13 protein-coding genes are annotated in these 12,567 nt (G+C 66.6%); 7 read left to right on the forward strand and 6 right to left on the reverse strand.

All coding sequences use genetic code 11. From position 1 onward, the window contains the following. Positions 1-21: 21 nt before the first annotated feature. Positions 22-483: a DUF3576 domain-containing protein gene (locus EAO27_RS17785; protein WP_242772638.1), complete on the reverse strand. Its 462-nt coding sequence runs from the start codon at positions 481-483 to the stop codon at positions 22-24. Here EAO27_RS17785 and EAO27_RS17790 point away from each other — a divergent pair. After that, complete coding sequence (locus tag EAO27_RS17790) at positions 470-1,486, forward strand: hypothetical protein (protein ID WP_242772641.1); 1,017 nt, start codon at positions 470-472, stop codon at positions 1,484-1,486. The two genes, EAO27_RS17785 and EAO27_RS17790, sit on opposite strands and share 14 nt — an antisense overlap. Here EAO27_RS17790 and EAO27_RS17795 read toward each other — a convergent pair. Beyond that, a complete protein-coding gene (locus tag EAO27_RS17795) occupies positions 1,483-2,079 on the reverse strand; it encodes a thiamine phosphate synthase (RefSeq protein ID WP_242772644.1) in 597 nt (198 codons plus the stop codon). The two genes, EAO27_RS17790 and EAO27_RS17795, sit on opposite strands and share 4 nt — an antisense overlap. Positions 2,080-2,140: 61 nt before the next feature. Between EAO27_RS17795 and EAO27_RS17800 the strand changes: the two genes are divergently transcribed. Both EAO27_RS17800 and EAO27_RS17805 read left to right on the forward strand, forming a co-directional pair. Next, positions 2,141-2,800: a YggS family pyridoxal phosphate-dependent enzyme gene (locus tag EAO27_RS17800; RefSeq protein ID WP_242772659.1), complete on the forward strand. Its 660-nt coding sequence runs from the start codon at positions 2,141-2,143 to the stop codon at positions 2,798-2,800. 86 nt (positions 2,801-2,886) lie between these two features. Next, positions 2,887-3,714, forward strand: coding sequence for a PhnD/SsuA/transferrin family substrate-binding protein (locus tag EAO27_RS17805; protein WP_242772675.1), 828 nt, complete (start codon positions 2,887-2,889; stop codon positions 3,712-3,714). Positions 3,715-3,822: 108 nt separating this feature from the next. Here the strand turns inward: EAO27_RS17805 and rpmG are convergent, their stop codons facing one another. The 4 genes from rpmG to EAO27_RS17825 form a co-directional block, all read right to left on the reverse strand. After that, positions 3,823-3,990: a 50S ribosomal protein L33 gene (rpmG, locus tag EAO27_RS17810; RefSeq protein ID WP_242772691.1), complete on the reverse strand. Its 168-nt coding sequence runs from the start codon at positions 3,988-3,990 to the stop codon at positions 3,823-3,825. Positions 3,991-4,197: 207 nt separating this feature from the next. After that, positions 4,198-4,908: an energy transducer TonB gene (locus tag EAO27_RS17815; protein WP_242772694.1), complete on the reverse strand. Its 711-nt coding sequence runs from the start codon at positions 4,906-4,908 to the stop codon at positions 4,198-4,200. Positions 4,909-5,172: 264 nt separating this feature from the next. Further along, the gene (gltX, locus tag EAO27_RS17820; RefSeq protein ID WP_242772709.1) at positions 5,173-6,480 is read right to left on the reverse strand and encodes a glutamate--tRNA ligase; all 1,308 of its coding nucleotides are present in this window, start codon (positions 6,478-6,480) and stop codon (positions 5,173-5,175) included. Between the two features lie 90 nt (positions 6,481-6,570). After that, positions 6,571-8,235, reverse strand: coding sequence for an NAD+ synthase (locus EAO27_RS17825; protein WP_242772712.1), 1,665 nt, complete (start codon positions 8,233-8,235; stop codon positions 6,571-6,573). Positions 8,236-8,405: 170 nt separating this feature from the next. On the opposite strand from EAO27_RS17825, the gene EAO27_RS17830 reads away from it, so the two are divergent. From EAO27_RS17830 to hisN, 4 genes are all read left to right on the forward strand, one after another. Next, positions 8,406-8,819 (forward strand): YcaO-like family protein, encoded by a 414-nt coding sequence (locus EAO27_RS17830; RefSeq protein WP_242772715.1) that lies wholly within the window; start codon positions 8,406-8,408, stop codon positions 8,817-8,819. A 71-nt stretch (positions 8,820-8,890) separates the two neighbouring features. Further along, a complete protein-coding gene (locus EAO27_RS17835; RefSeq protein WP_242772733.1) occupies positions 8,891-9,826 on the forward strand; it encodes a ribose-phosphate pyrophosphokinase in 936 nt (311 codons plus the stop codon). A gap of 142 nt (positions 9,827-9,968) precedes the next feature. After that, the gene (locus EAO27_RS17840; RefSeq protein ID WP_242772736.1) at positions 9,969-11,522 is read left to right on the forward strand and encodes a phospholipase D family protein; all 1,554 of its coding nucleotides are present in this window, start codon (positions 9,969-9,971) and stop codon (positions 11,520-11,522) included. A gap of 96 nt (positions 11,523-11,618) precedes the next feature. Continuing rightward, complete coding sequence (hisN, locus tag EAO27_RS17845) at positions 11,619-12,398, forward strand: histidinol-phosphatase (protein WP_242772748.1); 780 nt, start codon at positions 11,619-11,621, stop codon at positions 12,396-12,398. Positions 12,399-12,567 lie beyond the last annotated feature (169 nt).

Here is a 12,567-nt window from a genome sequence, read left to right on the forward strand (position 1 = left end):
CGCATGCGACGCGCCGTCGGATTAGCCTTCAAACGCGCCGCGGCGCAGGTCGCGGGCGCGAGTGAGGATGATTTCCTCGAGCTTCTGGACGGTCGCGGCCTGGACCGGCGCGTCGACCCAGGTGCCGTTCTGCGCGATCTGGCGCGACGCGGCGATGCGCAGCGCGTCGGCGCGCAGATCCTGATCGAGGATCGACACGGTGACCTTCATCCGTTCGTTCGGATTGCCCGGATTGGCGTACCAGTCGGTGATGATGACGCCGCCCGACGAATCGGCCTGAAGCAGGGGCATGAACGACAGCGCATCGAGCGAGGCGCGCCAGAGATAGGAATTCACACCGATCGTCGTCACCTGGCTCGCCGCAAGGTCCGCACGCGGCCGTTCCTTGCCGCCGCATGCCGCAAGGCCGAGCGTCGCGACGCCAAGCAGCGCGAGCGAGACCGGACGGCGACCGAGCGCGGCGAGGACGTTGAGCTGGGGCATGCCGAAATACCTTATCTTTGTTGCGCGGGCGCGGCCGGCGCGGCTGGAATTGCAAGCGTCTCTATCGCGCCTGCCGCGCGGCGGCAAGCGCGGCAATGCGCCGGTCCGCGCCATTCATCCGCGAGCAAGATTGGCGCCCATAATTGCGCCTGGGCCGGCCGGCCACTGTGGTGATCGCGCCACAATAGCCGTGAAAATAGGATGCGAAGCATTTGTTTCTTGCGAATCGCTGGAAAAATCGGCTGAGGCGGCCTATCTAGGAACGGAACTGGGGTTGGAGTCGCAGACAATGCCGCGCAAACCGCGACATTTTTGGAAAAGCGGGGTCGTCGCATTGGCGACGCTTTCGCTTGCCCTGCCCCCCGCACTCGCCGCCATGTCGCGCGCCGACCGTATCCGCGAGACCTCGCTGTCGGACGCCCTGCTCGGCCAGTTCACCCCGGCGTCGGGCGACCCGCGACTGATCGCGCGTTATGCACAGGTTTCCGCAGACGCCCGCCGCAATTTCAGCTTCACCCCCGCGGTGACCGACGAAAATCGCAAAAATCGTGCGATTACCGTGGTGATTCGGGCCCGCGACGACGCCTCGAACGCGGCGCGCGCCGCCTTGCTCGGAACGAACCGCAAGGCGCCGGTCACGATCGCACCCGTTGCCTATAATCTGGGTGCGTCAGTCGGCCTCGAGAAATTCGTCACACCGACGCTGCCGCGCGGTGTCGACCTGCGAAACCTGCCGCAAGCGCAGGCCCCCGAACGTGGCGAGAGGAAATCGCGTTTCGCGACTCGGATGCTCACGCGTCCGAGCGAACCCGCGGGCGCGACCGATCGCGTCACCTCGCCCGGCGACGATCAGACCGTCGATGTCATCAGCAGCTATCGCCTGACCAGGAACCTCGATGTCACCGCCGGGGTGCGCTATCGCACCGACGACGGTGTCCAGCCGCTGACCGACGCGCGGCGTGACAGTCAGGCGGTCTATGTCGGAACGGCGTTCCGCTTCTAAGTCGGGCGCCGCGGCGCCTTTTCCAGCCAGTGATCGATCGCCGCCCAACCGGGGGTGAGGCCGTGTGACGCGCCGGTGCGGCGCAGCGCGCGCGCGCGCGCGGGGTCAAGGCCGCCCAGCGCGACAGGATGCGCACCGGCCTGCCGCGCGAGGCGCAGCCAAGCCTTGCGGCCAAGCGCCGGCGCGCCGGGATGCGAGCGCGTCGGATGCAACGGCGACACAAAGGCCAGATCCGCCTCAACACGCCGTGCGACGCGCGCTTCCCGCGCGTCATGCACCGGCATCGCGACAATCAGGCCAAGCGCGCGCCCGCGCGCGGCCAAGCGCGCCAGCGGCTGGCGCAAATGAACGCCGTCGGCACCCCAGCGACGGGCAAGCACCGGCGTTCCGGCGAGCAGGACGACATGGCCCCGCGCGCGCGCAAGACGGACGAGGCGGCGCAGAAGTCGCCAGCGCGCACCGGCCACAAGGCCGTCGTGGCGAACGACGATTCCGCTCCCCGGCGGCATCGCGCGCACCGCGGCGAACAACGTATCGCCGAGGCGCGCGTCGGTGAACAGCCAGATGAGGGGCAAGGGGTGGCGCCGGCGCATCGCCTTTCCTATAGGCGCACCGCCGCCGCGCGCAACGCGCAGCGCCAGCGAGGAACGGACGATGGAGAACGCAACGCAGCGATTGGACGGAGTCGAGGCGCGAATCGCCGCGGCGGCCGGACGCGCCGGACGGAAGGCCGATACTGTGACGCTGATCGCGGTGTCGAAGACGCATCCGGCCGAGGCGATTCGTCCGCTGATCGCTGCCGGGCAACGCCATTTTGGCGAGAACCGGGTCCAGGAAGCCGCGTCCAAATGGCCTGCGCTGCGAACCGAGACACCCGATATCACGCTCCATTTGATCGGCCAGCTCCAGTCGAACAAGGCCGACGAAGCAGTGGCGCTGTTCGACGCGATCCATTCGGTCGACCGGTCGTCGCTGGTCCAGGCGCTGGCCAGGGCATGCGCAAAGGCGGACAAGCGTCCACAACTGTTCGTACAGGTGAATATCGGAAACGAAGCACAGAAGGGAGGCTGCACGGTCGCCGATCTGCCGGCACTGCTCGCCGAGGCGGCTGACGCGGGCCTCACGATCGATGGGCTGATGGCGATCCCTCCCGCCGATGTCGCGCCCACCCCCTATTTCGCGCTGCTCGACGAGCTCGCCGAACGGCACGGCCTGTCGCTACGCTCGATGGGGATGAGCGGCGACTATGAAAGCGCGGTGATGCTGGGGGCGACACACGTCCGCGTCGGCACCGCGCTGTTCGGCGCCCGCTGATCCCCGCATCGGCGCATTCGACGCGCCATTGGAGCGCCGTTCGCGAGCAGCATTGAACCGGCATCGCGCGCAGGTTAAGCCTCGCCATGCTTCTGACTCTTATGGCCGCTCTGGTATCGCCGCCCGAACCGGTGCCCGCGCTGCGCGTCGCCACCTACAGCTATCCGCGCTACGACCGCCGCATCGCGCTCGAACCGCTGGCGCAGACAGTTGCGCGAGTCTCGGGACGACACGCCGAAATCATATTGCTCGATACCCCCGACGCGCTGGCGAAAGCGATGTGCGACGGCAACGTCGACGTTGCGATGACCAATCTGGGCGCCTTCGTCGCGATGCGTGATTGTCCGCAGGTCGAAGCCGTCGCGGTACTCGACACGCCCGACACGGTACTCGAACGCTATCGCGGCGTCCTGCTTGTACGCGGCGACACCGGGCTGGAAACGCTGTCGGAGCTCAAGGCAGCCGCCGGCCGGCTGCGCTACAGCGAAGTGCTGCCGGGTTCGACGTCGGGCGCACTCGTCCAGGCGGACGCCCTGCGCACGGTCGGCGTCCGGGCATCCGATTTTGCCGCACGGCGCCATGCCGGCACGCACGACGCCGCGATGCTCGACCTGCTCGACGGGCGTGCCGACATCGCCGCTTTTGCCGAGGAACCCTGGCGGAAACTGCAAGCCGAGGCCCCCGAACGCGCGGCGATGCTTCGACCGTTGTGGCGGTCCGGGCCGCTACCGCCCGGCCCACTGGTGTGTCGCACGAGCGCCGCGGTCGATTGCAAGGCGCTCGGCGCCGCCCTGCTCGGCCCGGCGGGCGAGGCGCTGGCTGGCCCACTGTCCGAAGGCTGGACCGAAACCGCGGGCGCGGTGCGCTTTCGCGCGTTCGAGGCGGACCGGTACGACGCGTTCAAACCCGGATAACTTGGACGGCGCACGAAAAAGGGCGGCACGCGGCCGCCCTTCCGGATTCCGGCGTTCGCCGGAATGATGCCGTTTCGCCCACGCGCCGTCAGCGCGCGGCGCGATGCATCACTTGATCTTGGCTTCCTTGAACTCGACGTGCTTGCGCGCGACGGGGTCGTATTTGCGCTGCGCCATCTTCTCGGTCATCGTGCGCGGGTTCTTCTTGGTGACATAGAAGAAGCCGGTGTCGGCGGTGCTCACCAGCTTGATCTTGATCGTCGTCGGCTTGGCCATGGCCCTGTTCCTCGAATGGCTGCGCATCCGCCGGATCATCCGGCACATGCGGCGGGACTGGGGGCCCCGGCGGTTGGTGTGAAAAACAATGAGGGCTGCGCGGTTCCGCGCTGCCCCCATATATCCGCGCGCCAATGACGAGATTCGGCGCTTGTGTCAAGTCAAAGCGACGGGCGGCAGCGTGCGAAGCACCGCCCATCACTGCGGTCAGGCGTTGCGGATTTCGAAGCGCACCGTCATCTCTTTCCAGCTTTCCTCGGGCGCGCCACCGCGCGTCGCAGGCTTGAAACGCCATTTGGCGAGCGCGCGTTTCTTCGTCGCATCAAAGAAGCCGGGACTGTCGGTACTGACGAGTTCGACAGCTTTCACCCGGCCATCGGTGCCGATCAGCACACGCACGCGTGCCACGCCCTCGATTCCCTCACGCTGTTCGCGCAGCGGATAGTCGGGCTGAAAACTCGCGATATGACGCTGATCGAGTTGTGCGAGAACGAGCTTGGGCGGCGGCGCAGGCGGGTCGACCGTGACCGCCGGCCCCGACCCGGCAAGCGGCGTCACCGGAATCGGTGGCAATTTTTCGGCGGTGGGAACGAAGATATCCGTGATCGGCGCCGTCTCGACCAGGGGCTTCGGCGCGACGAGTGGCGTCGAGCGCGGCAGCGGCGCGTCGGGGACCGGTTCAATTTCGCGCGGTTTCTCGACCTTGATCAGCGTGCCGATGATCGGGTCCGATTTCGGCTTTTGGTCGACGATCATCGGCGACAGCGCGACCGCAATCACCAGCGCGACGGGCAGCCCGATCGCGAGTCCCGCCGCAACGGGGCGGTGCCCGGCACCGGGGTTGTAGCCGCCGCGCGCGAGCGCGGTGTACGGTTGCCGTGACGAAAACACCGATGATATCAGGGGAATCAGGGTCATGGCCTCTCTCCTTGCCGTGTGCGACCCGGCGCCTCGCGCTGATCGCTCTTGTTCGTCAGGTCGAAATAATGAGATATTATAACATACCAACAATTGTCAAGCAGCAAGATCGGCAAGGGAGAGGCTCGCCGGTCAATCGAGAACAAGGTGCAAGCCGGGTCGCCACCGCCCCCATGACCCATGGAACCGGCGCGATCGGTCGCAGGTCAAGGAGCGCCGCGCGAGTCCGCGGCTGGGAAGTACCTTGCCGCCTGTCGCGACGCCCTACGCCGACAGCCGCGCAATCGCAGCGCTCTTGTCGATCAACGGCAAGAGTTCGGCCATTTCGGGGCCATGATCACGCCCGGTCAGCGCGCGGCGCAGCGGCAGGAACAGCGCCCGCCCCTTCATTCCCGTCGCCGCCTTCACTGCGCCGGTCAGCGCGTGCCACGGGTCGGCATCCCAGTCGATCGCGGGCGCAGCGGCGGCGGCGGCGGCAATCACCGCCCGGTCGGCTTCATCGGCAGGCGGCGGCGCAAAGGGGCCGTCGAACACCGCAACCCACTCGGCGGCTTCGGCGACCGTCATCAGATTTGGGCGAATCGCGTGCCAGCGCGCGGCGGTGATCGCAGCGGGCAGCCGGCCCGCGACCATATCATGATCGGTGTGATGCAGGATCTTCTGGTTGAGCAGCGCCAGCTCGGCCTCGTCGAAACGCGCCGGCGCGCGGCCGAAGCGCGAAAAATCGATGCTTTCGATCAGCGGCTTCAGCGAAGTCACCGGTTCGACCGGGTCACTCGTCCCCAATCGCGCGAGCATCGCCGCGAGTGCGACCGGCTCGATCCCCGCGTCGCGCAGGGCTTCCATGCCGAGCGAACCGAGTCGCTTCGACAATTTACCCTCGGTCCCGACGAGCAGCGCCTCGTGCGCGAACGCGGGGGGCGCCGCACCGAGCGCCTCGAACATCTGGATCTGCGTCGCGGTGTTCGACACATGATCCTCGCCTCGCACAACATGGGTGATCGCCATATCGATATCGTCGATCACACTCGGCAAAAGATAGAGCCAGCTGCCGTCGGCGCGGCGCACCACCGGGTCGGACATGGTTTTCGGATCGAAATGCTGGTTGCCGCGCACCATGTCAGCCCATGCGATCGGCGCATCATGATCGAGGCGAAAGCGCCAGTGCGGCGCCACGCCCTCGGGCACCGGGGCATCGGCCGGCTTGCGCTCGTAAACCGGGGGCAGCCCACGCGAGAGCAGGATCTTGCGGCGGATATCGAGCTCCTCCGGCGTCTCGTAACAGGCATAGACGCGCCCCACCGCCTTCAGCTTCGCAAACTCGCGCTCATACTGCGCAAAGCGCGCCGACTGGCGCTCCTCGCCATCGACATCAAAGCCCAGCCACGCCAGGTCGGCGCGGATCGCATCGACATATTCCTCTTTCGAGCGCTCAAGGTCGGTGTCGTCGATGCGCAGCAGAAAGCGCCCACCATGTTTTCGCGCCCACAGCCAGTTGTGGAGCGCGGTGCGGACATTGCCGACATGGAGGGTTCCGGTCGGCGAAGGGGCGAAGCGGGTCACAACTGTCATGGCGCGCGCCTATAGCCCCATGCGGGGTTGGATGGCGATAGCTATCCGGTTGCGCCGCTCGGGTCACAGCCCCGCCCTCGCCCTTTTGGATCACCCGGTCCGGAATCCGTGGGTGATCGGATAGCGCCGGTCGCGCCCGAAATTGCGTGTCGAGAGCTTGACCCCCGGCGGCGCCTGACGCCGCTTGTATTCGGCGAGCATCAGCAAGCGCTCGATCCGTGCCACCACGTCTCGGTCAAAGCCGTATTTCGCGACGACATCGTCGACACTCGCTTCCTCTTCGACGAGCATGTGGAGCATGCGGTCGAGGTCCGCGTAAGGCGGAAGGCTGTCCTCATCCTTCTGGTCCGGACGCAGTTCGGCGCTCGGTGGTTTCGTGATGATACGTCCGGGCATCACCGGCGTCACCCGATTGCGCGAGAGGCGCGGGACGTTCGCGTTGCGCCAGGCGGCCAGCGCGAAGACGGTCGTCTTGTACGCGTCCTTGAGCGGGTTGTAGCCGCCCGCCATATCGCCGTAGATGGTCGCGTAGCCGACGCTCATCTCGCTCTTGTTGCCGGTTGTCAGCAGCATCGGAGCGAACTTGTTGCTCAGGGCCATCAGGGTTACGCCGCGGATACGCGACTGGACATTTTCCTCGGTGATGTCGACGTCGCGGTCGGCGAAGCTGCCCGCGAGCATCGCGTCGAAGGCCTCGACCGCCGGGACGATCGGGATAGTGTCGAGCCGGCATCCGGTCATCGCCGCGCAGCCCGCCGCGTCGTCGAGGCTTTCCTGGCTGGTGAAGCGGCTCGGCAGCATCACGCACCAGACCTTGTCGGGGCCGAGCGCGTCGGCGGCGATCGCAGCGCAGATTGCCGAATCGATCCCGCCCGACAGGCCGAGCACGACGCCGGGAAAGCCGTTGCGTTCGACATAGTCGCGCAAGGACAGGATCATCGCGCTGTAGATATCGGCAGGATGATCCTCCCATGCCGCGATGGCACCCTCGGCGCAGCGCCAGCCGCCAGCGTCGACAGCCCAGTGGGTGACGCGCTCCTCTTCATCCCAGTCGGTCAAGCGGTGCGCCGCCTGTCCGTCGCGGTTCAGCACGAACGAACAGCCATCGAAGACCAGTTCGTCCTGCCCCCCGACGCGGTTGAGAAAGATCAGCGGCAGCTTCGTTTCGGCCACCCGTGCCGCGAACACCTTGCTCAGCCGCCGCTCGTCCTTGTCGATCTCATAGGGGCTGCCATTGACCGAGATCAGCAGTTCGGCACCCTGCGCGGCGAGATGCGCGCTCACGGCAGGGAGCCAGCCGTCCTCGCAGATCGGCAGACCGAGCTTCACCCCGCGCCATTCGACCACATCGGGCAACGGGCCTGCGGCGAAGACACGCTTTTCGTCGAAGGTGCCGTAATTGGGAAGTTCGTGCTTCCGGCGCGTCGCAACGATCCGGCCACCGTCAAGCAAAGCGACAATATTGTAGAGGTTTGCGCCATCGCTCTCGACCGATCCCACCAGCATCGCGGGGCCGCCGTCGGCCGTGTCCGCCGCCAGCGCGTCGAGCATCGTCGCGGCGCGTTCAGCGAGCGCGGGCTTGAGCACCAGATCCTCGGGCGGATAGCCGATCAACTGGAGTTCGGGATAGAGGATGAGGTCTGCATCGCGATGCCGCGCCCGCACCGCGCGCATCGCAGCGGCGTTGGCGGCAAGATCGCCGACCGCCTGCGTCATCTGGGAAAGGACGATGGTCAGCTTGGCCGTGTTGCTCATGGATCGAGCCATAAGCCGGACGGGCACGATTGCAATCTTGCAGACTTGCCCGGACATCTGGCACCTGAACCAAGCGGAAGGGGTTGCGCATGGCTAGGCGGGACAAGCGAGGGCGTGACGCGGCAATTCTGGTAGCGATCGCAGCCGCCTTTGCCGCCGTTTATTTTCATGTGCGAAGCGACACCCGCGCCTTTCAGGCGCTCGTCCAAGCCGGGGGCGAGCCCCGCTTTGTCGCGGTCGAATGGATGCGTTGCCGCGAATTCCCCGGCCAGACGCCGCGCCGCGAAAAACTGAACCGCTTTCGCGGCAGCGCCATGCCGCCCGCCGTAGAACATCGGCACCGCTTCGAGATTCTCGATCGACGTGACGGCTATGCGCTCGGCAGTGTCGATGGAGAAGTGTGCTGGCTGCCCGAATGGGCGCTTAGCGGCAACGAACCCCGCTGGCTTCCCTGCGACCGGCGCGGCGCCGACTATTATACGCCCTATCCGCCGGGATGGGTCGAACCCCCGCCGGCATTCGGCGGCCCGGGACGTTCCTGCTGCTGCGACACGGAGGGCCGGGCACAGGGCAACGCAAGATGACCCTTCCCCTCCTCGCCTTCGCTGGCTAAGGGGGCGCGCAATCCCAACCGCGCGAAAGGGCCTTGCACCCCATGAAACTCATCTCCGGCAACAGCAATCTGCCGCTGGCCCGCGCCATCGCCGATTATCTCGAGCTGCCGCTGACCGATACCAGCGTCCGCCGCTTCGCTGACGAGGAAGTCTTCGTCGAGATCCATGAGAATGTCCGCGGCCAGGACGTCTTCGTCGTGCAGCCGACCAATTTTCCGGCGAACGACAATCTGATGGAACTTCTGATCATCAACGACGCGCTGCGGCGCGCCTCGGCTAAGCGCATCACTGCGGTCGTTCCCTATTTCGGCTATGCCCGGCAGGACCGTAAACCCGGGCCGCGCACGCCGATCTCGGCCAAGCTCGTCGCGAACCTGATCACCACCTCGGGCGCCGACCGCGTGCTCGCGATCGACCTGCACGCCGGGCAGATTCAGGGCTTCTTCGATATCCCGACCGACAATCTCTACGCCGCGCCGGTGATGAGCGCCGACATCCAGGCGCGTTTCGGCGGCAAGAATCTGATGGTCGTATCGCCCGACGTCGGCGGCGTGGTTCGCGCCCGCGCGCTCGCCAAGCGCCTCGACAACGCACCGCTGGCGATCGTCGACAAGCGCCGCGAACGCGCCGGCGAATCGGAAGTGATGAACATCATCGGCGACGTGAAGGGGCGCTTTTGCATCCTGATCGACGATATCGTCGATTCGGCCGGCACGCTTTGCAACGCCGCCGCAGCGCTGAAGGCGGCGGGCGCCGAAGGCGTCGTCGCTTATTGCACCCACGGCGTCCTGTCGGGCGGCGCGGTCGCACGCGTCGACGCGAGCGAGCTCACCGAACTCGTCATCACCGACTCGATCCAGCCGACCGACGCCGTCAACGACAGCGGCAAGGTCCGTGCGCTGACCGTCGCCCCGCTGCTGGGCGAAGCGATCAAGCGCATCGCCGACGAAAGTTCGGTCAGCAGCCTGTTCGACTGAGGTCGCGCGCGCCGCATTGCCTTGCCGTCGCTTTGCGCCCAGACTTGGGACGAGGAAGGCATGACATGGGGCACCGCGATGGCAGACGGAATGCAGATTGCCTGACCAGCGATCACCGCGCCGGCGCCGGTTCGTCCGGCGCATGCTGACGGCGCTGGTCTTTGCGACCGGAAGCTTCGTACTGCTCGCACTGGTGCTGTGGCTCGCCTTCCCGCTGCCGTCGCTCGACGGCCGACGGAGCAGCGAAGCAATTTCCGATCCGGCCGCCGCCGTCGCGGCAGCGATCGCCCCCGTGTCGGCGCAGCATCCGGGGCAGAGCGGGATATATCTGCTGCCCGACGCGCTCGACGCCTTTGCCGCGCGCGTCGAGATGATTCGCGCGGCCGAGCGGTCGGTCGACCTGCAATATTATATCTGGAACGACGATCTGTCGGGACGGCTCCTGCTCGCCGAGCTGGTCAAGGCCGCCGACCGCGGAGTTCGCGTCCGCCTGCTGATCGACGACAACACGACGGCGGGGCTCGACCCGCTGCTCGCGGGAGCCAATGCCCATCCCCAGATCGAGGTCCGCTTGTTCAACCCGCTGAGCGTGCGACGGGTCCGCGCCGCCAACTATCTCTTCGCCTTCCCGCGCCTCAACCGGCGGATGCACAACAAGTCGCTGACCATCGACGGCGCGGTGACGATCGTCGGGGGGCGCAATGTCGGGGACGAATATTTCGGCGCCGAGCAGGATGGATTGTTCATCGATATGGACGCGCTGGCGATCGGCGCCGTATTGCCCGAGGTGTCCGCGCAGTTCGACCGCTATTGGAACAGCCGCTCGGCCTACCCCGCCGAACTGCTGATCCCCGCCGGTCGCGCCATCCCTCTCGCCGCGCTACGCAATCCCCCTGAATCGAACAGCGCACGCGGCCGCCAATATCGCCAGGCCATCGCCCAGACCGCCTTCATCCAGGATGCCATGACACAGACGCTGAACTGGCAATGGACCGGGGTGCAATTGTTCAGCGACGATCCCGCCAAGGCGCTGGGTGCCGAACCGCCCGAATCGCTGCTCGTCAACCGGCTGAAACCCGCGATCGCCGAGGCACAGGACAGCTTCGACCTGGTGTCGGGCTATTTCGTGCCGGCCGATCTGGGCACCGGGCTGTTGACCGGACTCGCCCGGCGCGGGGTCGACACGCTGGTCGTCACGAACAGCTTTGCGGTGACCGATGTGCCGCTGGTCCACGCCGGATATATCAAGAAACGCAAGCCGCTGCTCGACGCGGGCGTGCAATTGTTCGAGGTTCGCCCGGGCACGCAAGACCGAACCGAACCTGCCGAACCCGCGGAGCACAGCGCCACCCGCTTCAGCGGCGGCGGCGAAAGCCTGCACGCCAAGACCTTCGTCGTCGACCGCCGACGGCTGTTCGTCGGCTCATTCAATTTCGACCCGCGCTCGGCCGAACTCAATTGCGAAATGGGTTTCCTGATCGACAGCCCCTATCTGGCAGGATTGGTCGCCGACGGGTTGCGCCAGCGCCTGTCCGATCACAGCTACGCCGTCACCCTGTCGCCGAAGGGCCAAGTACAATGGATCGACACGAAACATGGAAAGCAGGAAGTGCTTGCGACCGAGCCCGGAACCACGGCGTGGAACCGCGCCTCCGTCTGGCTGCTGTCGCACTTGCCGATCGACTGGTTGCTCTGATGTCGTCCGCCAACACGACATTGGCGGATGACAAGCGCCCCGGCGATCGGCATGGCCCGGCTCCCGCCTCTTGCATCATGACCCACCGGAGCCCCAATGCGCGCTGACGACATCGCCCTCGCCCATCGCCTCGCCGACGCCGCCGGCGCCGCCATCCGCCCGCTCTTTCGCGCCGCCTGGACGCACGAGGCCAAGGACGACGCGTCGCCGGTGACCGAAGCCGACCGCGCCGCCGAGGCGGCGATGCGCCGCCTGCTGGATGCCGAAGCTCCGCGTGATGGCATCATCGGCGAGGAATATGGCAGCGAACGCGCCGATGCGAGCCGCCAATGGGTGCTCGACCCGATCGACGGCACCGTCAGCTTCATGGCCGGGCGTCCGATTTTCGGCACGCTGATCGCACTGCTCCAGGACGGTTGGCCGGTGCTCGGCATCATCGACCAGCCGATTGTCGGCGAACGGTGGGTCGGCGTGACCGGCCGGCCGACCCTGTTCAACGGCAAACCTGCCACGACCCGGGCCTGCCGCAGCCTCGCCGACGCGGTACTCGCCACCACTGGCCCCCAATATTTCAGCGATCACGACGGCGAGCATTTCATGGCGCTTGCGGCGCAGACCGCGCACAAGCGCCTGATTTTCGGCGGCGACTGCTATAATTACGGGCTGGTCGCGAGCGGACATGTCGACCTGGTGGTCGAGGCAGGACTCAAGCTCCATGATTATGCGGCTCTGGTACCGGTGGTCGAGGGCGCGGGCGGAACGATGTGCGACTGGAACGGCGACCCCCTGCACAGCGAGAGCGACGGGCATGTCATCGCGCTCGGCGATCCCGCGCGACTTGAGGATGTAGTCGAGGGACTCGCCTGCCACCACTGACGAGACAAGCCGAATCGCAGCTTTTGTCCCCGCCAGGCGACATGCTGCAACGGTTCGCGCGAACCATCACGATCCACAGGGTCGGCGGCACCGGCCCGTGAACGCAACCGCTTTGGCTGGTTTCCAGCTTTACAGTCGCTTCGAAACTGATATCGGCGCCCCCGACGCT

Origin of the sequence: Sphingopyxis sp. YF1, from assembly GCF_022701295.1 — a bacterium.
Taxonomy (GTDB): domain Bacteria; phylum Pseudomonadota; class Alphaproteobacteria; order Sphingomonadales; family Sphingomonadaceae; genus Sphingopyxis.